23 protein-coding genes are annotated in these 25,847 nt (G+C 67.1%); 19 read left to right on the top strand and 4 right to left on the bottom strand.

Features of this window, described 5'->3' with window-relative positions:
* Positions 1 to 36: 36 nt before the first annotated feature.
* Positions 37 to 1,248, bottom strand: a complete 1,212-nt coding sequence (gene pobA / locus ASE31_RS11325) for a 4-hydroxybenzoate 3-monooxygenase (protein ID WP_057201742.1) — start codon at positions 1,246 to 1,248, stop codon at positions 37 to 39.
* A gap of 175 nt (positions 1,249 to 1,423) precedes the next feature.
* Between pobA and ASE31_RS11330 the strand changes: the two genes are divergently transcribed.
* The gene (locus tag ASE31_RS11330; protein WP_057201743.1) at positions 1,424 to 2,209 is read left to right on the top strand and encodes an IclR family transcriptional regulator C-terminal domain-containing protein; all 786 of its coding nucleotides are present in this window, start codon (positions 1,424 to 1,426) and stop codon (positions 2,207 to 2,209) included.
* Positions 2,210 to 2,211: 2 nt separating this feature from the next.
* On the opposite strand, the gene hemL is transcribed toward ASE31_RS11330, so the two are convergent.
* Together hemL and ASE31_RS11340 are read right to left on the bottom strand one after the other, a co-directional pair.
* Positions 2,212 to 3,522 carry a glutamate-1-semialdehyde 2,1-aminomutase gene (hemL, locus tag ASE31_RS11335; protein WP_057201744.1) on the bottom strand — a complete coding sequence of 437 codons (1,311 nt, stop codon included), beginning with the start codon at positions 3,520 to 3,522 and terminating at the stop codon, positions 2,212 to 2,214.
* Positions 3,506 to 4,456 carry a bifunctional hydroxymethylpyrimidine kinase/phosphomethylpyrimidine kinase gene (locus ASE31_RS11340; protein WP_057201745.1) on the bottom strand — a complete coding sequence of 317 codons (951 nt, stop codon included), beginning with the start codon at positions 4,454 to 4,456 and terminating at the stop codon, positions 3,506 to 3,508. Before ASE31_RS11340 ends, hemL begins: the two co-directional genes overlap by 17 nt.
* Before the next feature lie 94 nt (positions 4,457 to 4,550).
* Between ASE31_RS11340 and ASE31_RS11345 the strand changes: the two genes are divergently transcribed.
* From ASE31_RS11345 to ASE31_RS11375, 7 genes are all read left to right on the top strand, one after another.
* Entirely contained in the window at positions 4,551 to 4,724 is a 174-nt protein-coding gene (locus ASE31_RS11345) for a rubredoxin (protein ID WP_082604130.1), read from the top strand.
* A 49-nt stretch (positions 4,725 to 4,773) separates the two neighbouring features.
* Positions 4,774 to 5,172, top strand: coding sequence for a PleD family two-component system response regulator (locus tag ASE31_RS11350; protein WP_005796099.1), 399 nt, complete (start codon positions 4,774 to 4,776; stop codon positions 5,170 to 5,172).
* On the top strand, positions 5,172 to 5,537 hold the full coding sequence (locus ASE31_RS11355; protein ID WP_007853160.1) for a PleD family two-component system response regulator: 366 nt from the start codon (positions 5,172 to 5,174) through the stop codon (positions 5,535 to 5,537). The genes ASE31_RS11350 and ASE31_RS11355 overlap by 1 nt, the downstream gene beginning before the upstream one ends.
* A 15-nt stretch (positions 5,538 to 5,552) precedes the next feature.
* Complete coding sequence (locus tag ASE31_RS11360) at positions 5,553 to 6,080, top strand: chemotaxis protein CheW (protein ID WP_057201746.1); 528 nt, start codon at positions 5,553 to 5,555, stop codon at positions 6,078 to 6,080.
* A gap of 21 nt (positions 6,081 to 6,101) precedes the next feature.
* On the top strand, positions 6,102 to 8,387 hold the full coding sequence (locus ASE31_RS11365) for a methyl-accepting chemotaxis protein (RefSeq protein ID WP_057201747.1): 2,286 nt from the start codon (positions 6,102 to 6,104) through the stop codon (positions 8,385 to 8,387).
* 51 nt (positions 8,388 to 8,438) lie between these two features.
* On the top strand, positions 8,439 to 14,696 hold the full coding sequence (locus tag ASE31_RS11370) for an Hpt domain-containing protein (protein WP_057201748.1): 6,258 nt from the start codon (positions 8,439 to 8,441) through the stop codon (positions 14,694 to 14,696).
* A 97-nt stretch (positions 14,697 to 14,793) separates the two neighbouring features.
* Positions 14,794 to 15,945 carry a PilT/PilU family type 4a pilus ATPase gene (locus ASE31_RS11375; RefSeq protein WP_057201749.1) on the top strand — a complete coding sequence of 384 codons (1,152 nt, stop codon included), beginning with the start codon at positions 14,794 to 14,796 and terminating at the stop codon, positions 15,943 to 15,945.
* A 33-nt stretch (positions 15,946 to 15,978) separates the two neighbouring features.
* Here the strand turns inward: ASE31_RS11375 and ASE31_RS11380 are convergent, their stop codons facing one another.
* Positions 15,979 to 17,451, bottom strand: a complete 1,473-nt coding sequence (locus tag ASE31_RS11380) for a deoxyribodipyrimidine photo-lyase (protein WP_057201750.1) — start codon at positions 17,449 to 17,451, stop codon at positions 15,979 to 15,981.
* A gap of 22 nt (positions 17,452 to 17,473) precedes the next feature.
* On the opposite strand from ASE31_RS11380, the gene ASE31_RS11385 reads away from it, so the two are divergent.
* The 11 genes from ASE31_RS11385 to ASE31_RS11435 all read left to right on the top strand — a co-directional run bounded on the left by ASE31_RS11385 (position 17,474) and on the right by ASE31_RS11435 (position 25,838).
* Positions 17,474 to 18,073, top strand: a complete 600-nt coding sequence (locus tag ASE31_RS11385) for a YqgE/AlgH family protein (protein WP_057201751.1) — start codon at positions 17,474 to 17,476, stop codon at positions 18,071 to 18,073.
* The gene (ruvX, locus tag ASE31_RS11390; protein ID WP_057201752.1) at positions 18,070 to 18,489 is read left to right on the top strand and encodes a Holliday junction resolvase RuvX; all 420 of its coding nucleotides are present in this window, start codon (positions 18,070 to 18,072) and stop codon (positions 18,487 to 18,489) included. Before ASE31_RS11385 ends, ruvX begins: the two co-directional genes overlap by 4 nt.
* Positions 18,486 to 19,037: a bifunctional pyr operon transcriptional regulator/uracil phosphoribosyltransferase PyrR gene (gene pyrR / locus ASE31_RS11395; RefSeq protein ID WP_057201753.1), complete on the top strand. Its 552-nt coding sequence runs from the start codon at positions 18,486 to 18,488 to the stop codon at positions 19,035 to 19,037. Before ruvX ends, pyrR begins: the two co-directional genes overlap by 4 nt.
* A gap of 2 nt (positions 19,038 to 19,039) precedes the next feature.
* Positions 19,040 to 20,002 (top strand): aspartate carbamoyltransferase catalytic subunit, encoded by a 963-nt coding sequence (locus tag ASE31_RS11400; protein WP_057201754.1) that lies wholly within the window; start codon positions 19,040 to 19,042, stop codon positions 20,000 to 20,002.
* Positions 19,999 to 21,297 (top strand): dihydroorotase, encoded by a 1,299-nt coding sequence (locus ASE31_RS11405; protein WP_057201755.1) that lies wholly within the window; start codon positions 19,999 to 20,001, stop codon positions 21,295 to 21,297. The genes ASE31_RS11400 and ASE31_RS11405 overlap by 4 nt, the downstream gene beginning before the upstream one ends.
* A gap of 37 nt (positions 21,298 to 21,334) precedes the next feature.
* Positions 21,335 to 22,072: a 1-acyl-sn-glycerol-3-phosphate acyltransferase gene (locus ASE31_RS11410; protein WP_057201756.1), complete on the top strand. Its 738-nt coding sequence runs from the start codon at positions 21,335 to 21,337 to the stop codon at positions 22,070 to 22,072.
* 88 nt (positions 22,073 to 22,160) lie between these two features.
* Positions 22,161 to 22,448, top strand: coding sequence for a hypothetical protein (locus ASE31_RS31570; RefSeq protein ID WP_157412449.1), 288 nt, complete (start codon positions 22,161 to 22,163; stop codon positions 22,446 to 22,448).
* A 122-nt stretch (positions 22,449 to 22,570) separates the two neighbouring features.
* Positions 22,571 to 23,188 carry a hypothetical protein gene (locus ASE31_RS11420; RefSeq protein ID WP_157412450.1) on the top strand — a complete coding sequence of 206 codons (618 nt, stop codon included), beginning with the start codon at positions 22,571 to 22,573 and terminating at the stop codon, positions 23,186 to 23,188.
* 296 nt (positions 23,189 to 23,484) lie between these two features.
* Positions 23,485 to 24,717, top strand: coding sequence for a Yip1 family protein (locus ASE31_RS11425; RefSeq protein WP_057201759.1), 1,233 nt, complete (start codon positions 23,485 to 23,487; stop codon positions 24,715 to 24,717).
* A 115-nt stretch (positions 24,718 to 24,832) separates the two neighbouring features.
* Entirely contained in the window at positions 24,833 to 25,411 is a 579-nt protein-coding gene (locus tag ASE31_RS11430; RefSeq protein ID WP_057202484.1) for a DUF4166 domain-containing protein, read from the top strand.
* Positions 25,412 to 25,436: 25 nt separating this feature from the next.
* Positions 25,437 to 25,838 carry a thiol-disulfide oxidoreductase DCC family protein gene (locus ASE31_RS11435; protein ID WP_057201760.1) on the top strand — a complete coding sequence of 134 codons (402 nt, stop codon included), beginning with the start codon at positions 25,437 to 25,439 and terminating at the stop codon, positions 25,836 to 25,838.
* Positions 25,839 to 25,847 lie beyond the last annotated feature (9 nt).

A 25,847-nucleotide genomic window follows, 5' to 3' on the forward strand; every position in this document is an offset into this window, starting at 1 on the left:
GGCGGTGTGACGGACCGATGAACGGCCACCCCGTTGTCAGCGCCCGTGTGCCGACGTTGTTGCCTGCGCCCCGAAATCCATCGGCAGCCCCACATAGTTCTCGGCCAGCGCGGTGGATGCGGCGCGCGAGTGGACCAGGTAGTCGAGCTCGGCCTCCTGCATCTTCTGGCCGAACTCGCCGGTGTCCGGAAAACGGTGCATCAGCGAGGTGAACCACCACGAGAAGCGTTCGGCGCGCCACACGCGGCGCAGGCAGCGGTCGGAGTAGGTATCGATGCCGGCATCCGACTTGTCGCCGTAATGATCGGCGAAGGCGTTCCACAGGTAACCCACGTCGCTGGCCGCCAGGTTCAGGCCCTTGGCACCCGTGGGCGGCACGATGTGGGCCGCGTCGCCGGCCAGGAACAGGCGGCCAAAGCGCATGGGCTCGGCCACGAAGCTGCGCAGCGGCGCGATGCTCATCTCCAGCGCCGGGCCGGTCACCAGGTTCGCGCGCGCCTCGGGGTCCAGCCGATTGCCCAGTTCGGCCCAGAACTGGTCGATGCTCCAGTTCTCCAGCTTGTCGGTGTCGGGCACCTGCAGGTAGTAGCGGCTGCGCGTGGTGCTGCGCATGCTGCACAGCGCAAAGCCGCGCTCGGTGTTGGCGTAGATCAGCTCGTGCGAAACCGGCGGCACATCGGCCAGCACGCCCAGCCAGCCGAAGGGGTAGACGCGTTCATAGGTCTTGAGCGCGCCCTCGGGCACGCTGGCGCGGCACACGCCGTGGTAGCCGTCGCAGCCGGCGATGAAGTCGCAGGTGATCTCGTGCGCCTGGCCATCCTTCTCATAGGTCACACGGGGCTTGCCACCGTCGAAGTCGTGCACGCGGACGTTGCCGGCTTCATATACGGTGACCAGGCCCGCAGCGGAGCGCGCATCCATCAGGTCGTGCGTGACCTCGGTCTGGCCGTACACCGTCACGCGGCTGCCGCCGCTGAGCGCATGCAGGTCGATGCGGTGGCGCTGGCCCTTGAACAACAGCTCGATGCCGTCGTGCGGCAGGCCCTGTGCATGGGCGCGGGCGCTCACGCCGGCTTTCTCCAGCAGGTCCATGGTGACCTGTTCGAGCACGCCGGCGCGGATGCGGCCGAGCACGTAGTCGGCGCTGCGCTGCTCGATGATGACGGCGTCGATGCCGGATGTGTGCAGCAACTGGCCGAGCAGCAGACCGGCCGGGCCGGCGCCGATGATGGCAACCTGGGTACGCATGGGGGAACCTCGCAAAGCTGGGGAAGGAAGGCCCCGAGCACCGGCTCGAAGGCAAGGCCCAAGCGTAGGTTGACGCAGGTCAACGCGGGGTGCCGGCTGGCCGGTTGCGTGCGATGTACAGATGCTTTGTGCGATCATCGCGCAATCCTTGATGTACCGATCTTTTCTGCCGACCATGACCTCCAGCACCACCCCCATCGCCAAGGCCGACTTCATTGAGGGCATGGCCAAGGGCATGGCTGTGCTGGAGAGTTTCGACACCGAGCGCCAGCGCCTCAATGCCTCGCTGGCAGCGCAGCGCACGGGGCTCACCCGGGCGGCGGCGCGTCGGCACCTGCTCACGCTGGCGCACCTGGGCTACCTGGAAAGCGATGGCAGCTACTTCTGGCTGGCGCCCAAGGTGCTGCGCTTTTCGGGCAGCTACCTGGCGTCGGCCCGGCTGCCGCGCGTGCTGCAGCCCACGCTGAACCGGCTGGCCGCGCAGACCCAGCAGTCCTTTTCGGCCGTGGTGCTCGACGGCAGCGAGGTCGTGATCGTGGCGCGCAGCGGGGTGTATGGCGCGCCCTCGCGCGTGCTGGCCTACGGCCTGCACCTGGGGGCGCGGCTGCCGGCCCACCCCACGTCCACCGGGCGGGTGCTGCTGGCGGCGCTGCCGGCGGCGGCACTCACCACCTGGCTCAAGGGTGCCACGCTGCAGCGGCTCACGCCCCATACGCTCACGCAGGTGGGGCCGTTGCGCCAGGCCATCGCGCGTGCGCGGCGCGACGACTATTGCCTGGCGGTGGAAGAGCACGAGCTGGGCGTGCATGCCCTGGCCGTGCCGCTGCGCAACCTGCAGGGGCAGACCGTGGCGGCGCTCAACGTGGTGGCCTCGCCCAGGCAACTGGACGAGGGCAGCCTGCAAAGGGAGATGTTGCCCTTGCTGCAGGAAGCCGCGCGCGAACTGCGCGGCCTCTTGTAGCTTCAGCTTGCGAGGCTCTTGAAGACCTCGCGCGCAGCGGCCACCGTGGCAGCGATGTCTTCTTCGCTGTGGGCCGCGCTCACGAAACCGGCTTCGTACAGCGCCGGTGCTATATAGATACTGCGGTCCAGCAGCCCATGGAACAGCTGGTTGAAGCGCGCGCTGTCGGTGGTGAGCACCTCGGGGTAGCTCTGGGGCAGGGTGGGCAAGAGGAAGAAGCCGAACATGCCGCCCTCGCAGTCGGCGCTGAAGGGCACGCCTTCGGCGGCGGCGGCGGCCTTGAGGCCATCCACCAGCGATTGGGTGCGTGCCGACAGGGCATCAAAGAAGCCGGGCTTCGTGATCTCGCGCAGCGTGGCCAGGCCGCAGGCCGTGGCCACCGGGTTGCCCGACAGCGTGCCGGCCTGGTACACGGCGCCGATGGGCGCCAGATGCTCCATGATGGCACGCGGCCCGCCAAAGGCGGCCAGCGGCATGCCGCCGCCGATCACCTTGCCCAGCACGGTGATGTCGGGCTTGAAGCCGGGGATGCTCTTGGCATACACGCCTTGCGCACTGGTCAGGCCGACGCGGAAACCGGTCATCACCTCGTCCAGCACCAGCAGCGCACCATATTCCGTGCACAGTTCGCGGCAGCGCTGCATGAAGGGGACGCTCGCGCGCACGAAGTTCATGTTGCCGGCGATCGGCTCGATCATCAGGCAGGCCAGTTCCTTGCCGTGCAGGGCAAAGGCTTCTTCGAGCTGGGCAATGTCGTTGTATTCCAGCACCAGGGTGTGCTGCACCACCTCGGGCGGCACGCCCGCACTGGTGGCGTTGCCGAAGGTGGCCAGGCCCGAGCCGGCCTTGACCAGCAGCGCGTCGGCATGGCCGTGGTAGCAGCCGTTGAACTTGATGATCTTGCTGCGGCCCGTGGCGCCACGCGCCAGGCGGATGGCGCTCATGCCCGCCTCGGTGCCCGAGCTGACCAGCCGGATCATCTCCATCGAGGGCACCAGGCCGATGATCTCCTCGGCCAGCTCCACCTCGCGCTCGGTCGGCGCGCCAAAGCTGAAACCTTCGAGCGCCGCCTTCTGCACCGCTTCGAGCACCGCCGGGTGGCCGTGGCCCAGGATCATCGGCCCCCAGGAGCCGATGTAGTCGATGAAGCGTTGGTCGTTGGCGTCCCAGAAGTAGGCGCCCTGGGCACGCTTGACGAAGCGCGGCGTGCCGCCCACGGCCTTGAAGGCCCGTACGGGCGAGTTCACGCCGCCGGGGATGAGCGCCTTGGCGCGTTCGAACAGGGGGATGTTGAGATCAGTGCTTGGTGTCATGGGGGGGCATCACAAAGCCTTCGATGGCTGCTGTGTCGTCAATCGGGGCGTCGTCGTCTTCGCCGTCCTCGTCGTCGGGCTGGGCCCAGAACATGCGGTCGGGCACGATGTGCCCCATTCCGGGGCGGAAACCGGCGTCCAGGCAGCGGTCCAGGTAGCCCAGCGCTTCGCTGGTGGCCTCGCCCAGGTCGTTGCCGCTGGCCACCAGGGCCGTGAGTGCGGCCGACAGGGTGTCGCCCGCGCCCGAGAAGGTGGCGTCGAACAGCTCGAACTTGCCGCTGCCCAGCACCGTCTGGGGCGAGGCCAGCACGTTCTCGACGAACTGCTCGGGCAGGGGGATGCCGGTGACCAGGGTGTAGGGCACGCCCATCTCGGAAGCCGCCCGGGCAATGTCGCGCGCGGTGGGGCTGCGGTCGCTCTTCCAGTCCGGCAACAGCCAGCGCCACAGCGTACTGTGGTTTCCTACCAACACTGAGGTTTGCGGCAACAACAGCTCACGGAAGGCGTCCAGGTACTCGTCGATCTGCTCTTCCGTCCACCAGGACAGGTTGGGCATGTACGCTATCACCGGGACTTCGTCATAGTCTGTGGTTATTTCGGCGATGGCGCTGATGTTCTCGGGGCTGCCCACGAAACCCACCTTGATGGCCTGCACGGGCATGTCTTCGAGCACCGCCCGGGCCTGCTCGGAGACGGCCTCGTCGTCGAAGCTGAAATGGTCGAATATCTGCGCCGTATCACGCGCGTAGGCCCCCGTGACCACCGCGATGGGGTGGCCGCCGACCGATGCGATAGTGGTGATGTCTGCCGTCAGGCCACCCGCGCCGCTGGGGTCGCTGGCGTTGAAAACGAGCACGCAGGCCGGGCTCGCTTCATCACCGGATTCGTCGTCGGCGTGTTCGGTGTCGGGAGGGGGGAATGCAGATGTGGTCATGGTCCAGTGGCGGCATCGGGGGTGGCACGGAAGCTGCAGCCCGGGGAGATGACTAGATACAATCGTTGCATTCTATGTGAAGGCCCTTTAAGCTGTGATCGACTCTAAAACTTGGATGTGTTTGATCTGCGGGTGGATTTATGACGAGGCAGAGGGTGCGCCCGAGCACGGCATCGCCCCCAACACGCCATGGGACCAGGTGCCCATGAATTGGACCTGTCCTGAGTGTGGCGCCCGCAAGGAAGATTTCGAGATGGTTCAGATTTGATGCGCGGCTCGGGCCGCGCTGTTTGTTTTTCCATCGGGAGCATTAGCAATTGACTACAACAGGCGCATCTTTCAAAGTGCTCGTGGTGGATGACAGCAATACCATCCGCCGAAGCGCCGAGATTTTTCTCAAGCAGGGGGGGCACGAAGTCTTGTTGGCTGACGACGGCTTTGATGCTTTGGCGAAAGTGAACGATTACCAGCCTCAGCTGATTTTCTGTGACATTCTCATGCCCAAGCTCGACGGGTACCAGACCTGCGCGATCATCAAGCGCAACGCCCGTTTCGCAGATACCCCGGTGGTGATGCTGTCCTCCAAGGACGGCGTATTCGACAAGGCGCGCGGGCGCATGGTCGGCTGCCAGGAATATCTCACCAAACCGTTTACCAAAGACCAGTTGCTGCAGGCCGTGCAGCAATTCGGCAATTCCCAACAAGGAGCGATGTAATGCCCATCCAGAAAGTTCTGGTCGTCGACGATTCGAAGACCGAGTTGATGTTTCTGACCGACCTGCTGCAGAAAAAAGGCATGCAGGTGCGCACAGCCGAGAACGCCGAGGAGGCCTTCCGCCGCCTGGCCGAAGACAAACCCGACCTGATCCTCATGGACGTAGTGATGCCAGGCCAGAACGGCTTTCAGCTCACGCGTGCGATCACCCGTGATCCGCTGTACGCCGATGTGCCCATCATCATGTGCACCAGCAAGAACCAGGAGACCGACCGGGTCTGGGGTATGCGCCAGGGCGCGCGCGGCTATATCACCAAGCCGGTGGATCCCGCCGAGCTGCAGGCCAAGATTGACGCGCTGAACTGAGGCAGCGGCGCGTTCATGGCCAACCGCGAAGCCCTCCGCGAGCTACAAGTCCGACTGGCCAGCCGTCTTCAGGCCGCCAGGACGGAAGGCTTGTCCGTATCGTCCTGGCTGGCTGTCGAGACAGCAGGGCAGTACTACCTTCTACCTCTCGCCCAGTCGGGCGAGATTTTTCCTTGGGTCACCGTCCAGCCCGTGCCGTACACGCAAAGCTGGTTCCTCGGTGTCGCCAACCTGCGCGGCGGGCTGGTCGGTGTGGCCGACCTCGCCGGCATGCTGGGCACCACGGTCACGCGCACCGAGCAGGCGCTGTCCGAGTCCAGCCTGCTGGCCTTCAATGCCGTGCTTGAAGTGAATGCCGCCTTGCTGGTGGACCGGCTGGCCGGCCTGCGGGGTACGGAGTCCTTTGTGTCCTCCGAGCCGCCTGCACCCGAATCTCCCGCATTTTTCGGCACCACCTACATCGATGCAGGTGGCGCGCGCTGGCAGGAGCTCAATCTGCAGATCCTGTCCCAACATCCCGCTTTTCTGAGCATCAGTGCTTGAGTTTTTCTGTAAGGCTGCACCATGTCCGTCGTCAATCAATTTGGAAAACTGTTCAACCGGAAACCCGGAGCGCCGGACGCCGCAGCAGGCCATGCTGCGGCCGATGACGGTCAGGACGTGCTGGGGACCGGTTCGCTCGAAGCAGCGGCGCTGCGCGAGTACCAGAGCGATGCCATGAACAGCGTGCAGGGCGACCCGGGCGGCTATGCACCCGAGCTCACCGAACCCGACAGTGATGAAGATCTGATCTCCCTGCCGGTGCTGGGCACCTCCACGGCGGCCGGCCACCAGCGCCGCCTGCTGGCCTTGCTGGCCGTTGGCGTGGTGGTGCTGGGTGCGATCGCTTTCTGGGTGCTGCAGCAGGCAGACCGCTCCGCACAGCAGCTCGCCGCTACCGGCCAGTCCCTGATGCAGTCGCAGCGCCTGGCCAAGTCGGTGTCGCAGGCGCTGGTTGGTAGCCCCCAGGCCTTCCCCGACGTGGTGGAAAGCTCGGGCGTGCTGGCGCGCAACGTGCGCGCCCTGACCGCTGGCGACAACGAACTCGGCGTGCAATCGCTGGGCGAGCCCTACAAGCCCGATCTGGACGCCGTGACGCCCCTGATGGAGCGCGCCGAGCGCAACGCCGGCGTGGTGATGGGCCAGCAAAAGATCCTGACCCAGGTGGGTGACGCTCTGCGCACCATCAACCGCCAGTCGTCCGACCTGCTCGAAATCGCCGAAACGGTGTCTTCGCTCAAGCTGCAGCAGAACGCCCCCGCCGCCGAAATCTCGGCCGCCGGCCAACTGGTGATGTTGACCCAGCGCATCGGCAAGTCCGCCAACGAATTCCAGACCATGGAAGGCGTGAGCCCAGAGGCCGTGTTCCTGCTGGGCAAGGACTTGAACTCCTTCAAGGAAATCGCACAGGGCCTGCTGGACGGCAGCCCCGAGCTGCGCCTGTCCGCCACCAAGGACGGCCAGACGCGCGAGCAACTCGACGGCCTGGTGAAGCTGTACGAGCAGACCCGCACGCAGGCCAGTGCCATTCTGGGCAACCTGCAGGGCCTGGTGTCCGCCCGTGAAGCACAGTCCGCCATCATTGCCGACAGCGAACCGCTGCGCCGCCAACTGGAAAACCTGCAGGGCAAGCTGTCCGCACAGACCGGCCTTGGCGCCGGGCAGATCGGTGCCCTGGCCCTTGCCGGCCTGTTCGTGTTGCTGTGCGGTATCGGCATCTCGCGCGTTCAACTGCTGGACAGCCGGGGCCGCCAGACGGCTGCCGAATCGCAGCAAAAGGACGCCAAGCGCCAGGAGCAGGAAGCCAAGCGCGTCAACGACGCCAACCAGGCCGCCATTTTGCGTTTGATGAACGAACTGCAGTCGGTCGCTGAAGGCGATCTGACCCAGGAAGCCACCGTGACCGAAGACATCACGGGCGCCATCGCCGACTCGGTGAACTACACGGTGGAAGAACTGCGCCAGCTGGTGGGCAGCGTGCAGAACACGGCGACCCGCGTGGCACAGACGACGGCCCAGGTGGACAGCACCTCGACCGAACTGCTCGCCGCCTCGACCGAGCAGCTGCGCGAAATTCGCGAAACCGGCCGCTCCGTTCTGGACATGGCGACCCGAATCAACGAAGTGTCCACCCAGGCGCAAGAGTCCGCCACGGTGGCCCGCCAATCGCTGCAAGCCGCCGACTCCGGTCTGCAGGCCGTGCAGAACGCCATCGGCGGTATGAACTCCATCCGCGACCAGATCCAGGACACCTCCAAGCGCATCAAGCGCCTGGGCGAATCGTCGCAGGAGATCGGTGAAATCACCGAGCTGATTTCCGACATTACCGAGCAGACGAACGTGCTGGCACTGAACGCCGCCATCCAGGCCGCATCCGCCGGTGAAGCCGGCCGAGGCTTCTCGGTGGTGGCCGAAGAAGTGCAGCGACTGGCTGAACGCTCCGCCGACGCCACGCGCCAGATTTCGGCCCTGGTGAAGGCCATTCAGACCGACACCCAGGATGCCGTGGCCGCTATGGAGCGCTCCACGCAGGGTGTGGTGGAAGGGGCCCGACTGTCCGACAGCGCCGGTACCGCACTGACGGAAATTGACCGCGTGTCGCGCCGCTTGGCCGACCTGATTGAACAGATCTCGTCCTCGACCTCCCGTGAAGCCGTTCTGGCCAACGAAGTGGCCGACAACATCCAGCACATTTTTGCCGTGACGGAACAGACCGGTGAAGGTACCCGCACGACGGCCCAGCAGGTGCGCGAACTCTCGCACATGGCTGAAGAATTGCGCCAGTCTGTCGCCCGTTTCAAGATCGCCTGAGGCGATCCGTAGTCATCAACCAGCTGGCTCATTGCAGCCGGGGACGAACCCATGCCATCTATTGATGTCAAAAATGCACCGGCCGCAGACTGGACCCAGGGAGAGCAGGACCTGGGTCCTTTGGCTTGGGTGCTCGACGAACTGCGCAAATCCCTGGGGGGCGCCGTCAAATCGATGCGCCGCTTTGTGCGCGATGTGGAAACAGCGACCGAGTCGGACCTTGCGGCGCTCGACGCCGGCGCCTTGCGCATTGCAAGGCAGCAACTGCACCAGGCCAGCGGCGCGCTGGAAATGGTCGGCATGGGGCCTCCGGCGCTCGTGCTGCGGGCCATGGAGTCCGCCGTCCAGCGCTTTGTGCAACGCCCTGAGCTGTGCACCGATGAGGCCACCAGCACCATCGAAAAAGCCAGCTTCGGCCTGATCGAATACCTGGAAAGCGTGCTGTCCGGCAAGTCCGTCTCGCCCGTTGCCCTGTTCCCCCAGTACCGTGAAGCCCAGGCGCTGGCCGGAGCCGAGCGCGTGCACCCCGCAGACCTGTGGCCTGTGGAGCGGCGTTTCCGCGAGCCGGAAGTCACCATTCCTGCGGAACCCCTGCCTTATGGCCCGCAGGCGCGGGCACACCTGGACGCGGCGGTGCTGCGCATCGTCAAGACGGGCGACCTCAAGGCCGCCCGCAGCATGTACGAAACCTGCCTGGGCCTGGTTGCGGCCCAGTCGGACCGCCAGTCGCGCGCGTTCTGGAAGATCTGCGCCGCCTTCTTCGAAGCCTTTGCCGGCGGCCTGCTGCCGGCGGACGTGTATGTGAAGCGCGTGGCTTCCCGCGTGCTCATGCAATACGCCACCCTGGCCAAGGGCGACAACACCATTGCCGACCGCCTGGTGCAGGACCTGCTGTTCTTCTGCTCGCAGACCACGGTGCCTGCGGGCGCGGAGGCCAGGTTCCCCGCGTTGATGACCGTGCGCCATGCCTTCAGCCTGGACCGCTTCAAGCCGGTGGACTACGACACCGCGCGCTTTGGCCGTTTCGACCCTGCCGTGCTGGCCCAGGCCCGAAAGCGCATTGCCGCCGCCACCGAAACCTGGTCGGCCCTGGCCGGCGGTGACCGCAACAAGATCAAGCCCGCTGCCGACCAGTTCAGCCTGGTCTGCGATTCGCTGCGCAAGCTCAGCCCTGGCAGCGAGAAGCTGGCCACAGCGCTCACGCACGTGATGGATGCCACCACCAAGTCCGGCGAGCCGCCATCGGCTGCGCTGGCCATGGAAGTGGCCACCTCGGTGCTGTACCTGCAGGCTGCGTTCGAAGAGCTCGATGCGGCCGAAGACCAGATGGCCGTGCGCGCCGCCCGCCTGTCCGAGCGGCTCGAAGCCGTGGGCACCGGTGCCGAACCCGAGCCCCTGGAAGGCTGGATGGAAGAGCTGTACCGCCGTGTCAGCGACAACCAGACCATGGGCAGCGTGGTGGACGAACTGCGCGCCACCCTGGCCGAGGCGGAAAAATCGCTGGACCTGTTCTTCCGCGACCCCAAGGACCCCACGGTGCTGGCCCCGGTGCCCGGGCACATGGCGCAGATGCGCGGCGTGCTGTCCGTGCTTGGCCTGGACCAGGCCTCGCTGGCCGTGGTGCGCATGCGCGACACCGTGGACCGCCTGCTGATCAACGACATCCCCGAGGAAGAGCGCCAGCCCGTCTTCGAGAAGCTGGGCAGCAGCATGGGGGCCCTGGGCTTCCTGATCGACATGCTCAGCTACCAGCGCGCCATGGCGCGCAAGCTCTTCGTCTATGACGAGGAACTGGGCGAGTTGCGCATCCTCACGGGCCGCACGCGCGCCCGCGTCAGCGACACCCAGGAAGTCACGCCCGCCAAGCTCGAAGAGCGCGCCGCCATTCCGCTGCCCGATGTGGTGCCGCGCTTCCCGGTCGAAGAGCCCGAAAGTGCCCCCACCGACTTCTCGCCCCTGCCCGGCGAATTTGCCGAGCCCGCGCCCGCCCCGGCGCCGGTCGAGCAACTGGCTCCCGACATCGGCTTCGGCCACCTGGGTGATGCGCCTGCATCACCTGTGGCGCCCGCGCCAGCCCCGGCGCCAGCTGCCGCCTTGCCGGCCCCCGTGGTGCGCCCCCCGGTGGACGTCGAAGACGAACTGCTCGAAATCTTCCTGGAGGAAGCGCGCGAAGTCGTCACCACCGGCTTGGCAGCCATCGCCACCCTGCGCAATGAGCCGGGTGAACTGAGCGAGCAGACCACGCTGCGCCGTGCCTTCCATACCTTGAAGGGCAGCTCGCGCATGGTGGGCCTCAACGACTTCGGCGAAGCCGCCTGGTCGATGGAGCAGGTGCTCAACGCCTGGCTGGCTGAACAAAAGCCCATGCACGCGCCCTTGCTGCAGCTGTCCACCGATACGCTGCACGCCTTTGGCGACTGGGCCGACAGCCTGGCCTCGGGCAACCCGACCCATTGGCAACCCGAGGCCTTCCGCAAGGCCGCAGAAGCCATGCGCAACGATGGCACCTTGCTGCCATTGACGGGCGGCCCTGCCGAGGTCGCCTCCCTGATCGAGGTGCCTGCCGACAACACCGTGGCCGACGTACCCGCCGAGCTGCCTGAAACCGTGCCCCAGCCGGTGGAAGACTTCGCGCCCGTGCCGGAGCTGGTCGATGCCCCCGTCGCCCTGGAGCCAGCGCCCGAAGCCTTGCCGCACGAAGAGGAAGAAATCGTCCACGCCGACTTCGTCTCCACCGAAGTCCCTGAAGACGCCGTCGAGCCCGAGATCATCGCGCTCGAGGCGCCCAAGGACGTGCCCGACACCAGTTCCACGGTCACCGAAGAGATCGACTTCGCGGTGTTCGCCGAAGCCGTCGCGCAGGTGCCCGACGGCATCGACGCACCGGCCGCCATCGAACCTCCCGTTGTGGTCGAGCCAGTCGCCGCCACCGTGGTGGACTTCGACCTGCCGCTGCTCGATGCCTTCGAGGTGGCCGCTGAGCCCGCTCCTGCACCCGTGCCCGAGCCCGTGGTGCAGGCCGTGTTCGACACTCCGTTCGAATTCGCGCTCGACGACCAGTTGCTGGAAGCCGGCGCCCCCGCACAGCCCGAGGCCGTGCCAGAGCCCGAAGCCGTTCTGGAGTTTGTCCCCGAGCCTGAACTGCAGGCCCCGGCCGTGGTGGCCGAACCTGTTGAAGCGGTGCTGGAGCCCGTCCTGGACGCGGGGCCAGAGACCCCCGCTGCCCCCGTGGCACCGGTCGCTGCGCCCGTGGCCGAAGAGGCTTCCTTCGACGAGGCCGTCAAGGTCATCGAGACGCTGCGCATCGGCATCCCGCTGTACAACGTCTACCTGAACGAAGCCGACGAATGGTCGCGCCGCCTCGTCACCTGCCTGCAGGAATGGTCGCTGGAGCTGCACGAACCCCTGCCGGACACGGCCGTGGCCCTCGCGCATTCGCTGGCGGGCAGCTCCGCCACGGTGGGTTTCAATGCGCTGTCCGAAATGGCACGTGTGCTTGAGCATGCGCTGCAGCATGTACAACTGCAGACGCGCGGGTCCGAAGAACAGGCCCGTGTCTTCATGGATGCGGCGGAAGACATCCGCCGCCTGCTGCACCAGTTCGCCGCCGGCTTCCTCAAGGAGCCCAGCCAGGAAGTGTTGGAAGCGCTGCGCCAGATCCTGCAGACCGAGGTCGACAACACCCTGACGCCGATCGAGGATGAGATCGACGATGAGCCAGTCCGCGATGCTGAGGCCGAGGCTGAAGATTCCGCTGCGGCAGCGCTGGCAGCGGCTGAGGTGGCGCCCGCTCTCTCCGTGGTCCCTACCGGGCATGTGGCACCCGCGCTGTCGCCGGTGGTGCACGACAGCGACCACGACCAGGATGTGGACGACGCCATCGCGCGTGCGGTGGCGTTGTCGTCCGACCTTGACGATGACATCGACGTCATCGACGTGATCGATCCCGACCTCTTCCCGATCTTCGAGGAAGAAGCCCAGGAACTGCTGCCCCAGTTGGGTGGCGCCCTGCGCCAATGGGCCTCGCGCCCCGACAACCTGGGTGCCCGCAGCGAAGTGCTGCGCGCCCTGCACACGCTCAAGGGCAGCTCGCGCCTGGCCGGTGCCATGCGCCTGGGCGAAATGGCCCACCGCCTGGAGTCCGCCATCGAGCAGCTCGATGTGGACACCGTCACCAGCGCCGAGATCGAGCCGCTGCAGGCCAGCTTCGACGGCCTGCAGGCCAACTTCGCCGCCCTGAGCGCCATTGGCAGCCAGGGCCCGGCCGATGCCGTCGTCACACTGCCGGTGGCTACCCAAGCGCCTGCCGTCGCAGCTGCACAGCCCGCCGCCGCTGCGGCAACCACAGCCGGCACCCCGGAGCAACGGCCTGCCGCTGCCACCGTGGCGCCGGCCGCTCGCCTGGCAGGTCCGTCGCAACTGGCACCGCTGCGTGTCGCTGCGAACCAGTCGGTGCGGGTGCGTGCCCAGCTGCTGGACCGCCTGGTCAACCAGGCGGGCGAGGTGATGATCAGCCGCTCGCGGCTGGACGTGCGCCTGTCGCAGTTCCGTTCCTCACTGACCGACCTGTCGGGCAACCTGGACCGCCTGCGCCTGCAACTGCGCGACATCGAAGTGCAGGCCGAATCGCAGATGCAGTCGCGCCTGGCGCTGTCCAAGGACTCGGCTGCTGGCTTCGACCCGCTGGAGTTCGACCGCTTCACCCGCGTGCAGGAGCTGACCCGCATGATGGCCGAGTCCGTCAACGACGTGGCCACCGTGCAGCGCAACCTGCAGCGCACCATGGAAGGCGCCGAAGACGACCTGATCGCCCAGGGCCGCCAGGCGCGTGAGCTGCAGCGCGATCTGCTGCGCACCCGCATGGTGGAGTTCGAAGGCATCGCCGAGCGCCTGTACGCCGTGGTGCGCCAGGCGTCCAAGGAAACCGGCAAGCAGATCAAGCTCGACATCACCGGCGGCTCCATTGAAATGGACCGCGGCGTGCTGGACCGCATGACCCCCGCCTTCGAGCACTTGCTGCGCAACTGCGTGGCCCACGGCATCGAGAACCCCGAAGCCCGCGTGGCCGCCGGCAAGCCGGCATCGGGCACCATCACGGTGGACCTGCACCACGAAGGCAACGACGTGTCGGTGGAGTTCCGCGACGACGGCGCCGGCCTGAACCTGCCGCGCATCCGCGAAAAGGCCATCTCCCAGGGGCTCATCGAGCCGGGCCTGGACCTGAGCGATGCCGACGCCGCCAACCTGATCTTCACGCCCGGTTTCAGTACCGCCAGTGAAGTCACGGGCCTGGCCGGACGGGGCATCGGCATGGACGTGGTCCGCTCCGAGATCAACGCCCTGGGCGGCCGCATCGAGACCACGACCGAAACCGGCAAGGGCGCTGCCTTCCGCATGATCCTGCCCCTGACCACGGCGGTCACGCAGGTGGTGATGCTGCGTGCCGGCGATCTGTCCATCGGGGTGCCTGCCAACCTGGTGGAAATCGTGCGCCGTACCTCGGTGGCCGACCTGCAGGAAGCCTACAAGTCCAGCCACTTCAATGACGGCACGGAGCAACTGCCCTTCTTCTGGGCCGGTGCGCTGCTGCAGGCCTCGGCCCGCAGCCATGAATCGGTCGGCAAGACCCGCCCCGTGGTGGTCTTCCGAAGCGCCTCGCAGCGCATCGCCATGCACGTGGACGAAGTGCTGGGCAACCAGGAAGTGGTGGTGAAGAACCTCGGGCCGCAGCTGTCGCGCTTGCCTGGCCTGGCCGGCATGTCCGTGCTGGCTTCGGGGGCCGTGGTGCTGATCTACAACCCGGTGGCCCTGTCCACCGTGTACGGCGACCAAGTGCGTGCTGCCAGCGCCGACCTGCCGATGGTCACCGACCGGGTGGATGCCAAGGGTGCGACCGTTGCGCCGCTGCCATCGGGCATCAGCCAGGTGCCTCTGATCCTGGTGGTGGACGATTCCATCACCGTGCGCCGCGTCACGCAGCGCCTGCTGCAGCGCGAAGGCTACCGCGTGGCCCTGGCCGCAGACGGCCTGCAAGCGCTGGAACGACTGCAGGACGAGCGCCCCACGGTGGTGCTGTCGGACATCGAAATGCCCCGCATGGACGGTTTCGATCTGGCGCGCAACATCCGCGCCGACGGTGCCCTGCGTGACCTGCCCATCATCATGATCACCTCGCGGATTGCCGAGAAGCACCGCGAGCACGCGATGGAGCTCGGGGTGAACCACTACCTGGGCAAACCTTACTCGGACGAAGAGCTGCTCAGCCTGATTCAGCACTACGCCCGCATCGCCGCTGCCGCAGAGGCCTGACAAACCACCCGACGCCTGCATCCCTCACCGGTGCAGGCGTTGGTGTTTGTGGGGACCTGCGGCTTTTTTGTGTCTGTCAGCCTGATCAGAGGTACCGATGGAGTCGACTTCACCTGCCGGCGACAGCCGGCTGCTGGCCTGCCTGGGCCTGGTGGCGCGCGAAGGCGCGTCCGACCTGTTTCTGCTCGCGGGCGCCTCGCCCACGGTCAAGCGCCAGGGGCTTTACGTGCCCATCTCGCGCCAGGTGCTGGGCGCCGACGATATCCGCATGATGGCCTACTCGGTGATGCGCAAGGCGCAGCGCGAGGAGTTCGAGGCCACCATGGAGTGCGACCTCTCGTACACCACGCCGGACGGCGAGCGCTTTCGCTTCAACATCCACATGCAGCGCGGCCAGGTCGGCATCGTGGTGCGGCATGTGGTGTCGAACATTCCGCAGCTTGACCAACTGGGCCTGCCACCCGTGCTCAAGCAGCTGGCGTTCCTGAACGGCGGGCTGATCCTGACCGTGGGGGCCGCCGGTTCGGGCAAGACCACCACGCTGGCGGCCATGCTGGACCACCGCAACGAGCACGCCAACGGGCACATCCTCACCATCGAGGACCCCATCGAGTACCTGCACAACCACAAGAAGTCCCTGGTCACCCAGCGCGAAGTGGGGCTCGATACGCTGTCGTACGACGAGGCCCTGCGCCGCGCCATGCGCGAGGCACCCAGCGTGATCCTGATCGGCGAGATCCGCGACCGCGCCACCATGCAGCATGCGCTGCATTACGCCCAGTCGGGCCACCTGTGCGTGTCCACCCTGCATGCGCACAACGCCAGCCAGTCGGTGCAGCGCATCTTGAACTTCTTTCCCGAGACGGCCCACCAGCAGCTGCTGATGGATCTGTCGCTGAGCCTGAAGGCCGTCGTCGCGCAGCGCCTGATCAAGAGCGTCAAGGGCACCCTGGTGCCTGCCACCGAGGTCATGCTGCTCACGCCCTATGTGGCCGACCTGATCCAGAAGGGCCAGGTCGACGAGCTCAAGACCGCCATCATCCGCGGCACCGAGCAGGGCATGGGCAGCTTCGACCAATCGCTGCTGGCCCTGGTGGAGGCCGGCTCCATCACTCCGGCCGAGGCCGTGGCCAATGCCGACAACCGCACCGATGTCACCCTGCGCCTGCGCCTGGCATCTGGCAATTCACTGGCCATCGACGATGGCGGCATGCAGATGGCCGAGAAGCCGCGCGACTCGAGGTTCTGAACGCACCGCCTTGCCCGGGCGGCTGCAGCGCCCTCATTCAGCCGCAGTCTTCACCACGGCATACCTTTCCAGCGTGCGCTTGCGCGCCTCGTCGTGGTCCACGATGGGGTGCGGGTAGGTGCTGCCCAGCACCACCCCGGCTGCCTGCAGCTCCAGCGGCTTGGCTGCCCACGGGGCGTGCAGGGCCGCATCGGGCAGGCCGGCCAGCTGCGGCAGGTACTTGCGGATGAACTGGCCCTTGGCGTCGAACTTCTCGCTCTGGCTCACAGGGTTGAAGATGCGGAAATAGGGCTGTGCATCGCAGCCGCTGGAACTGGCCCACTGCCAGCCGCCGTTGTTGGCCGCCAGGTCGAAGTCGTTGAGGTGGGTGGCAAAGTAGCCCTCGCCCCAGCGCCAGTCGATGCCCAGGTCCTTCACCAGAAAGCTGGCCACCACCATGCGCAGGCGGTTGTGCATGTAGCCCGTCTGGTTGATCTGGGCCATGGCCGCATCCACCAGCGGGTAGCCGGTGCGGCCCTCGCACCAGGCTGCAAAAAGTTCTTTGGCCTCGGGGCCGCTCTCCCAGCGAATAGCGTCATAGGCCGGCTTGAAGCTGTGCTCCACCACCTGCGGGTGGTGCGCCAGGATCTGGTGGTAGAAGTCGCGCCAGATCAGCTCGCTGAGCCAGGTCGCGGCGCCCTGGTTGCCCTGCACCATCAGCGCATGGGCCGTGCGGGCCAGCAGGCGCGGGGAGATGGTGCCAAAGCGCAGGTGCACGCTCAGGTAGCTCGGCCCCTTGATGGCCGGAAAGTTGCGTGTGTCCTCATAGCGCGCGATGCGCTGGTGAAAATCCTCGAACAGGCGCTGCGCGCCGCTGGCCCCCGTAGGCAGGGCCAGCTGCGACAGCCCTGCAGGCTCGAATCCCAGGGCCTGCAAACCGGGTACCGCCCGGCGGTGTGCCTCGGGCCGGGGTGCCAGGCGGCCCGCATGGCGTTGCACGGGGTAGCTCTTCAGGTAGAAGGCGTCGATCTTGCGGAGCCAGGCGTTCTTGTAGGGCGTGAACACGCTGTAGGGCTTGCCCGTCTGGGTGAGCACCTCGCTGCGCTCGAACAGCGTGTGGTCCTTGTAGGTGTGAAACGCCCGCCCGGCCGCCGCCAGCCGGGTGCGCACCCGGCTGTCGCGCGCCAGGGCCTGGGGCTCGTCGTCGTGGTTGGTGTAGACGGCATCCACCTTCAGCTCCTCGGCCAGGGCGGGCAGGGCATCGCTGGCCACCGCGTGCAGCACGATCAGCCCCCCGCTGGCATGGCCCGACAGGGTGCGCAGGTGCTCGTCCAGCTCCACCAGCGACTCGCGGATGAACTCCACGCGCCGGTCCTTTCTGGGCAGGGGGTCGAGGATTTCCGTGTCGAAAACGAAGGCGCAGTGCACCTTCTGGCATGCGGTCAGGGCGTGGTACAGGGCGGCGTGATCGGTCGCTCGCAGGTCGCGGCGGAACCAGACGAGTCCGGTGGAATAAGAGGGCTCCATGTTCACCGTTAAAATTGCACATATGTCTATCGATTCTGCGCCCATCAACCTGACGCATCACTTCCTGATCGCGATGCCCGGTCTGGAGGATGAGTCTTTCGCGCGCAGTGTGGTCTACCTGTGCGAGCACAGCGAGCGTGGCGCTTTAGGGCTCATCATCAACAAGCCCACCGACATCACCCTGAAGGGCCTGTTCGACAAGGTCGACCTGTCCCTGCGCCGGGAAGACCTGCGCACCGCGCCCGTCTTCTCGGGCGGCCCGGTGCAGACCGAGCGCGGCTTCGTGCTGCACGAACCCATGCTCATGGACCGGGCCGAAACCGACGAATCGGCCTACGCCTCCACCATGACCATTCCCGGCGGCCTGGAGATGACCACCTCCAAGGACGTGCTCGAAGCCCTGTCCACGGGCGCAGGCCCGCGCCGGGTGCTCATCACCCTGGGCTATTCGTCCTGGGGCGAGGGCCAGCTTGAATCGGAACTGGGCGAAAACGCCTGGCTCACCGTGGCGGCCGACCTGTCGGTGATTTTTGACACCCCCGTGGCCGAGCGTTACGACCGCGCGCTGGCCCTGCTGGGCCTGCAGGCCTGGATGCTCTCGCCCGAGGCGGGGCACGCATGACTGGCTTGCCCGCCCAGCCGGCTGTTCCTGCGTATTTCCAGACCTTTCTCGCTTTCGATTTTGGCCAGAAGCGCACGGGCGTGGCCACTGGCAACCGGCTGCTGCGCAGCGCCAGCCCGCAAGAGACCATCAAGGCCGAGGGCGACGCCCGCTTCGTACAGGTGGCCCAGCGCATCAAGGAGTGGCAGCCCGACGCCCTGGTGATCGGCGTGCCCTTCCACCCCGATGGCGCCAGCCACGAGAACACCGAGCGCGCCCTCAAGTTCGGGCGCCAGCTGCGCGGCCGCTTCGGCTTGCAGGTGTTCGAGGTCGACGAGCGCTACAGCACCACCGAGGCCCTTGCCGGTGGCGCCAAGGATGCCGATGCCGCCTCGGCCTGCATCATCCTGGAACAGTTTTTGAGGAATCTTCCATGACGACGACGACCCCCTCATCGGGCGCACCTGCCGCATCCGGCGGCAGCCTGGTGCTCGACGCCGAGGCCTTGTACCGCGAGCTGCTGCGCGGCGTGCGCAGCATGATGAGCCCCGGCAGCACGCGCCTGGCGGGCATCGCCTCGGGCGGCGCCTGGCTGGCCGAGCGCCTGCAGAAGGACCTGGGCCTCGAAGGCGCCCCCGGCGTGCTCTCGTCGGTGATGCACCGCGACGATTTTGCCCAGCGCGGCCTGTCGGCCGGCGCGCAGACCACGCTGCCCTTTGACGTCAACGGCGCCGACATCATCGTGCTCGACGATGTGCTGTACACCGGCCGCACCATCCGCGCCGTGCTCAACGAGCTGTTCGACTACGGCCGCCCCGCCAGTGTGCGCCTGGCCGTGCTGGTCGACCGTGGCGGGCGCGAGCTGCCGGTGCATGCCGAGTTTGCCGCCGCCCGTGTGGCGCTGCCGGCCACCCAATCGCTGGCCCTGGCGCGCGACGAGCAGGGTGTCTTCCAATTCCAAGTCCATCCCGTCCAAGAGGCCTGACCGTGCTGCACAAGCGCAACCCCCAACTCAACGGCCACGGCGAACTCGTCCACCTGCTGTCCATCGAAGGCCTGCCGCGCGACATCGTCACGCACATCCTCGACACCGCCGCCAACTTCGTGAGCGTCAACGACCGCGAGGTCAAGAAGGTGCCCCTCTTGCGCGGCAAGAGCGTGTTCAACCTGTTCTTCGAGAACAGCACCCGCACACGCACCACCTTCGAGATCGCGGCCAAGCGCCTGTCGGCCGACGTGATCAACCTCGACATCGCGCGCAGTTCGGCCAGCAAGGGCGAATCGCTGCTCGACACCATCGCCAACCTCTCGGCCATGGCGGCCGATCTGTTCGTGGTGCGGCACAGCGAATCGGGTGCACCCTACCTCATCGCCCAGCACGTGGCCCCCCACGTGCACGTGATCAACGCGGGCGACGGCCGGCATGCCCACCCCACGCAGGGGCTGCTGGACATGTACACCATCCGCCATTACAAGAAGGACTTCAGCAACCTCACGGTGGCCATCGTCGGCGACGTGCTGCACTCGCGCGTGGCGCGCTCCGACATCCACGGCCTGACCACCCTGGGCTGCGCCGAGGTGCGCGTGGTGGGCCCGCGCACCCTGGTGCCGTCCGACATGTCGCAGATGGGTGTGCGCGTGTGCCACACGCTCGAAGAGGGCATCAAGGACGCCGACGTGGTCATCACCCTGCGCCTGCAGAACGAGCGCATGAGCGGCGCGCTGCTGCCATCGAGCCAGGAGTATTTCAAGAGCTTCGGCCTCACGCAGGAAAAGCTGCAGCTGGCCAAGCCCGACGCCATCGTCATGCACCCCGGCCCCATCAACCGCGGCGTTGAGATCGACTCCGCCGTCGTCGACGGCCAGCAGAGCGTGATCCTGCCGCAGGTGACCTTCGGCATTGCAGTGCGCATGGCCGTCATGTCCATCGTTGCAGGAAATGAAGCATGAAGATACTGATCCAGAACGGCCGGGTGATCGACCCCGCATCCGGTTTTGACCAGACCTGCAGCATCGCCCTGGCGGCAGGCCGCATCGTTGGCATCAACCGCGTGCCGCCTGACTTTGCGCCCAACCGCGTGATCGACGCCGCCGGCTGCTATGTGCTGCCCGGCCTGGTGGACCTGGCCGCGCGCCTGCGCGAGCCCGGCCATGAGCACGAAGGCATGCTCGAATCCGAGATGTCCGCCGCCGTGGCCGGTGGCGTGACCAGCCTGGTCTGCCCGCCCGACACCGACCCCGTGCTCGACGAGCCCGGCCTGGTGGAGATGCTCAAGTTCCGCGCCGAAAAACTGCACCAGTCGCGCTTGTTCCCCCTGGGCGCGCTCACCCGCAACCTGGCCGGCGAGGTGCTGACCGAAATGGCCGAACTCACCGAGTCCGGCTGCGTCGGCTTCAGCCAGGCCGAGGTGCCGCTGGCCAGCACCCAGGTCACCCAGCGTGCGCTGCAGTACGCCGCCACCTTCGGCTACACCGTGTGGCTGCGCCCGCAAGAGCTGCACCTGGGCAAGGGCGTGGCCGCCAGCGGCCCGCTGGCCACGCGCCTTGGCCTGTCGGGCGTGCCCGTGGCGGCCGAAACCATTGCCCTGCACACCATCTTCGAGCTGCAGCGCAGCACCGGCGCGCACGTGCACCTGTGCCGCATCAGCAGCGCCGCAGGCGTGGAACTGATCCGCCGCGCCAAGGCCGATGGCCTGAAGGTCACCGCCGACGTCAGCATCAACTCGCTGCACCTCACCGACGTGGACATCGGTTTCTTCGACAGCCGCGCCCGCCTGTCGCCCCCGCTGCGCCAGCAGCGCGACCGCGACGCGCTCAGCGCCGCGCTGGCCGACGGCACCATCGACGTGCTGGTGTCCGACCACACCCCCGTGGACGAGGACGCCAAGACCCTGCCATTCGCCGAGGCCGAGCCCGGAGCCACCGGCCTGGAGCTGCTGCTGAGCCTGGCCTTCAAGTGGTCGCAAGACAGCGGCATTCCCCTGCGCCGCGCCCTCTCGGCCGTCACGGCCGACCCGGCCCGCGTGCTGGGCAGCGCCCTGGGCACCCTGCAGGCCAGCGTGGGCCAGATCGTAGAAGGCGGCGTGGGTGACCTGTGCATCTTCGACCCCGCCGCCGCGTGGACGGTGCATGGCGACGCACTGCGCAGCCAGGGCAAGCACACCCCCTTCCTTGGCTACGAGCTGCCGGGTCGTGTGCGCACCACCCTGGTCGGCGGGCAGGTCGCCTTCGACCGCGGCGGCTGAGCGGTCCGGTCGGTACCATGCTGTTCACAACCGCGCGATGAAGGCCCTGCGCGCCCTGTGGCGCCTTCTGCGCATGCTGGGCCACATCGCCAAGGGCCTGGCCATCGTGGCGCTGCGCTTTCCCGCGCTCTCGCCCGACCAGCAGCACGCCCGTGTGCAGGCCTGGTCCATGGAGCTCTTGGTCAAGATCGGCATCTCGCTGCGCCTGCAGGGCCAGCCCCCCGTCTCGGGGCCGGTCATGCTGGTGGCCAACCACATCTCCTGGCTCGACATCCCCGTGATGCACGCGGCCCGCCACTGCCGCTTCGTCTCCAAGTCCGACGTCAAGGCCTGGCCCGTCATCGGCGGCCTGGCCACCGCCGCCGGCACCCTGTACATCGAACGCGCCTCGCGCCGCGACGCCCTGCGCATGGTGCGCACCATGCAGGAGTCGCTGGAACGCGGCGAGGTTCTCGGCGTCTTCCCCGAAGGCACCACCGGCGACGGCCGCGAGATACTGCCCTTCCACGCCAACCTCATCCAGGCCGCCATCGCCGCCAACGCCCCCGTGCAACCCGTGGGCCTGCGTTTTGTCGACCGCACCACCGGCGACCTGAGCTTCGCCCCCAGCTACATCGGCGACGAAACCCTGGTCGGCTCCATCTGGCGCACCCTGAGCGCCCCGGCCATAGAGGCCGTGGTGCACTACGGCGAGCCGGAGCTGCCTGCGGGGCGGGATCGGCGGGTGTTCACGCAGGATTTGCAGGGGGTTGTGGATCGTTTGCGGCGCAGCTAGGCAGCCGCAGCCGATTGGGCAGTTGTCCGACTTGGCGCCCAGGCGGCACGCGCGATACTGGCCTCTATCCTTGATGGAGGCAGCAGCTATGCGATTCATTCAACAGCTCAGCGTGTGGATGGTTCTGGTCTTCAGTTCCATGGCCGCCCTAGCCCAGGGCGTCAACACGCCCGCCATCGTGCCCGGTCTGAGGCCTGCCGCTCCGCCGGCATCGTCGCCGTACCAGCCCCCGGTGCCCACAACCAGCCCGACGCCGCAGCAGACCCCTGCGCCAGCGCCCAGCCAGACACCGGCCCAGACGCCGGAGCCGCCGCCATCCCAGTCACCCTCCGAGACGCCGCGCGAGCCGGTGCCTGCGCCGCCTGTGCAGGGGTGATGTAGCAGGCCGCCATATTTGTGGGTAGTCGCCGCGGCCAAGTTTGCAACCCGGCCCTGAGCCAGTACAGTCGCGGCATGTCGCGTTTCTTTCCGCAGGCACCCTTGGAGCCTGCCGTACCGTTGAGCGATCTCGTCCAGACCATGCACGTCCATGCGGCCCGGTTGCGTGCGTTGTACGCCTGTATCGACGAAACCTATTCAAACCCTTCGGCCTCTGCGGCAGCCCACAAGCAGTGGCAAGACGCGTGCACCGACTTTCATGAAGCGTGTGGCGACCTGTTCTTTCCAGGTGGGGAGCTGGCGTGGGAGCAGTTCACCGACGGCAGCAGCCCCGACGTCAAGTGTGCACTGGCGTTCCTGCAGGCCGACCCCTGGTACCACCGGTCTGGTTACCACAAGCAGGTGGTGTGGCACCGTTTCAAGCGCATCGTGCTGACCCGTGAGGAACTGCAGCAGCTGGAAGGGGTTGCCCTGGACTACCTGGGGCGGCGTGTGCGCAGGGAGTTCTGGTACATGGCCCGGTTCGTGCGACTGCGTGGCAGTACTGAGTTCTGGCAACGTGTCGAGCAGATGGCGAGTGACCCAGTGCGGTCGGCGCAGGCCATCAAGGCCACCTGGCTCGTGCTGGCCAGGCAGAACAAGCCGGTGTGCCGCGCCATTGCCGGGGAGGTGCGGCGTGCCAGCTACCAGCCGGGTTACCAGGCGGTGCTCGACTTGCGCAGCCTTGCGGTGCCTTGACGGAGCCTGAGTAGAGCAGCGCTGTTGAGCGTGGCCCAAGTCAGGCCCCAGGCGCAGCGCTCTTGGGCACGGCGACCATCTGGCCCTGCACGAAGCGGGTACCGGCGCTTTCTGCCGGACAGCCGGAGTAGCCTGCCCGCCCGAAACCGTGCATATTCCACATTTGCGGCGCCACGGGCTTTTGCACCTGCGTGTAAGTGCTCCCAATTGCCTTATCGTCCGCACCAGTTGTCAACAGGCCTGCATCTCATGTCGGGGGCGCAGGGCTCCATTCACACTGCCGGGAGGGCACCGCCATGAACCTGATCGAACGCGTCAAGAGCATTCTTCTCAAACCCAAGGAGACCTGGGTCACCATCGAGTCTGAGCCGGTTGATGTGGCGGGGCTGTACACCCAGTACCTGATGATCCTGGCGATCATCCCTGCGGTCTGTGGTTTCATCGGCATGTCGCTGATCGGCTTTGGCGGCTTTGGCTTCACCATGCGGGTGCCCATCTTCTCGGGCCTGATCAACATGGTGGTCTCGTACGTGCTGAGCCTGGTGGGCGTGTTCGTGCTGGGCCTCATCATCGATGCGCTGGCGCCCACCTTCGGCGGGCAGAAGAATTCCATCCAGGCGCTCAAGGTCGCGGTCTACGGCAGCACGGCAGCCTTGCTGGGCGGCATCTTCAGCCTGCTGCCGGCCCTGGCCATGCTGGGCTTCGTCGCGGCGCTGTACTCCATCTACCTGGTCTACCTGGGCCTGCCGGTGCTCATGCGCAGCAACCCCGAAAAGTCCATCGCCTACACCGCCGTGGTGATCGTCGCGGGCATCGTGGTGGGGGTCATCATCGGCGCCGTGAGTTCGCTCTTCATGCCCCGTGGCGGCGCCATGTTCGGCGGTACCGATGCCCCTGCGATCTCGGTGAACACCCCCGGCGGCAAGGTCACCATCGACACTGCGGGCCTTGAAGCCGCCAGCAAGAAGATGGAAGAGGCCGCACGCCAGATGGAAAAGGCCCAGAAGAGCCAGGACCCCGCTGCCATCGCCGCAGCCAACAGCGGTGCCGTGGCCGCAGCCGCCGGCATGATGGGTGGCGGGCAGGCCGTGGCGGCCCAGTCCCTCAAGGCCGCGCTGCCCGAGCAGTTGGGCGGCATGCCACGCACGGGCTTCGACGTGCAGGACGGCGCGGCCCTGGGCCTGCCCACCAGCCAGGCCAGCGCCTCTTACGGTAGCGGCGACAAGCGCGTGCGCATCGAGATCATCGACATCGGCGGCCTGGGCCAGATGGCGGCCCTGGCCATGGGCATGGGCCAGGGCGAGAAGGAAGACCAGAGCAGCGCCGAAAAGACCTGGCAGGAAAACGGCCGCACCCTGCACCAGAGCTACCGCAAGGACGGCAGCCGCGCCGAGTTCAAGACCGTGCTCAAGAACGGTCTGGTGGTCGGCATCGAAGGCGACCGTGTGGGCGTGCAGGACCTGCGCGGCATGCTGTCGCAGGTGGACCTCAATGCCCTGGAAGGCTTGCAGCGCAAGCCCAAGGGCTGAGATCGTTCACCTGGGTTAGGTGCGGGCCACGGCCCGCTTTTTTTGCCTGCTGCAACGGCCCGGGTAGACTGGCCGCATGCTGGCTTTTGCCCATCTCTCCCTGACGCACCGCTCCATGACCTCCACCGCATCCCCTGCTGCCACACCCGCCACGCTGTACCAGCGCGTGATGGGGGTGGACTTCGATCGGCTGTCGTCCCCAGTGGCGCGTTTTCACCGCCTGGCGGGGGCGCAGGTGCTGCATGGGCAGGTGCAGGTGCAGGCCCCCGCGTCCCTGCTGGGCCGCGTGCTGGCCTGGGGGCTTGGAGCGCCGCAGCAGGCGGGGCAGGGCGCCATCCGCTTCGAGCTCGATGCCACGCCGGGTGCCGAGGTCTGGACGCGCATCTTCCCCACCCGCACCATGCGCTCCACCCTGCGCGAGGCGCCGGGCTTTGTCGAGGAGCACATGGGTGCGGCGCGGCTGCTTTTTGGCCTCACGGCGGTCGAGGGCGGCCGGCTGGAGATGCGCCTGGTGCGCATGCGTTTTCTGGGCATCCCCTGCCCGCGCTGGCTGCAGCCCGCCATCGTGGCGCGCGAGACGGGGCAGGGCGATGACCAACTGCACTTCGACGTGCAGGCCACCGTGCCCTGGATCGGCCGGGTGGTGGCCTACCGGGGGCATCTGCAGGTGCCTGCCGACGCCAAGTGCGCATGATCGTCGTCTTGGACGCGCGGACACCATGATTGTCGTCTTCGACGCCAAGTGCCTGTTGTGCAATGGCTGGGTGCAGTTTCTGTTGCGCCATGACCGCGCGGGCCGCATCCGCTTTGCCTCCATCCAGGGGCAAGAGGGCCTGCGCCTGCTGCACGAGGCGGGCCTTCAGGTCGATGGCCTGCAGACGCTGCTGGTGGTGGAGGACAAGGAAGACGGTGGCCGCACCTGGCAGCACACCGCCGCCATCCTGCGCATCCTGCACGCGCTGGGCTGGCCCTGGCGGCTGGCCTGGGTGGGCTGGTTGGTGCCGGCACCGCTGCGCGATGCGCTGTACCGGCTGGTGGCACGCAACCGTTATCGCATCTGGGGGCGGTCGGAGACCTGCATGCTCCCCGCGCCCGAACACGCGGGGCGGTTTCTCGATTAGGACGTGCCG

Source organism: Acidovorax sp. Root217 (genome assembly GCF_001428645.1).
In the GTDB taxonomy this organism is placed as follows: Bacteria; Pseudomonadota; Gammaproteobacteria; order Burkholderiales; family Burkholderiaceae_C; genus Acidovorax.

Coding starts and splice junctions, on each gene's coding strand:
- ASE31_RS11430 (WP_057202484.1), top strand. CDS start 24,833: ATGACCTCCACCGCATCCCCTGCTGCCACACCCGCCACGCTGTACCAG.
- ASE31_RS31570 (WP_157412449.1), top strand. CDS start 22,161: ATGCGATTCATTCAACAGCTCAGCGTGTGGATGGTTCTGGTCTTCAGT.
- ASE31_RS11385 (WP_057201751.1), top strand. CDS start 17,474: ATGTCTATCGATTCTGCGCCCATCAACCTGACGCATCACTTCCTGATC.
- ASE31_RS11375 (WP_057201749.1), top strand. CDS start 14,794: ATGGAGTCGACTTCACCTGCCGGCGACAGCCGGCTGCTGGCCTGCCTG.
- ASE31_RS11330 (WP_057201743.1), top strand. CDS start 1,424: ATGACCTCCAGCACCACCCCCATCGCCAAGGCCGACTTCATTGAGGGC.
- ASE31_RS11360 (WP_057201746.1), top strand. CDS start 5,553: ATGGCCAACCGCGAAGCCCTCCGCGAGCTACAAGTCCGACTGGCCAGC.
- ASE31_RS11365 (WP_057201747.1), top strand. CDS start 6,102: ATGTCCGTCGTCAATCAATTTGGAAAACTGTTCAACCGGAAACCCGGA.
- ASE31_RS11340 (WP_057201745.1), bottom strand. CDS start 4,456: ATGACCACATCTGCATTCCCCCCTCCCGACACCGAACACGCCGACGAC.
- ASE31_RS11355 (WP_007853160.1), top strand. CDS start 5,172: ATGCCCATCCAGAAAGTTCTGGTCGTCGACGATTCGAAGACCGAGTTG.
- ASE31_RS11380 (WP_057201750.1), bottom strand. CDS start 17,451: ATGGAGCCCTCTTATTCCACCGGACTCGTCTGGTTCCGCCGCGACCTG.
- ASE31_RS11370 (WP_057201748.1), top strand. CDS start 8,439: ATGCCATCTATTGATGTCAAAAATGCACCGGCCGCAGACTGGACCCAG.
- ASE31_RS11410 (WP_057201756.1), top strand. CDS start 21,335: ATGAAGGCCCTGCGCGCCCTGTGGCGCCTTCTGCGCATGCTGGGCCAC.
- pobA (WP_057201742.1), bottom strand. CDS start 1,248: ATGCGTACCCAGGTTGCCATCATCGGCGCCGGCCCGGCCGGTCTGCTG.
- ruvX (WP_057201752.1), top strand. CDS start 18,070: ATGACTGGCTTGCCCGCCCAGCCGGCTGTTCCTGCGTATTTCCAGACC.
- hemL (WP_057201744.1), bottom strand. CDS start 3,522: ATGACACCAAGCACTGATCTCAACATCCCCCTGTTCGAACGCGCCAAG.
- ASE31_RS11435 (WP_057201760.1), top strand. CDS start 25,437: ATGATTGTCGTCTTCGACGCCAAGTGCCTGTTGTGCAATGGCTGGGTG.
- pyrR (WP_057201753.1), top strand. CDS start 18,486: ATGACGACGACGACCCCCTCATCGGGCGCACCTGCCGCATCCGGCGGC.
- ASE31_RS11405 (WP_057201755.1), top strand. CDS start 19,999: ATGAAGATACTGATCCAGAACGGCCGGGTGATCGACCCCGCATCCGGT.
- ASE31_RS11425 (WP_057201759.1), top strand. CDS start 23,485: ATGAACCTGATCGAACGCGTCAAGAGCATTCTTCTCAAACCCAAGGAG.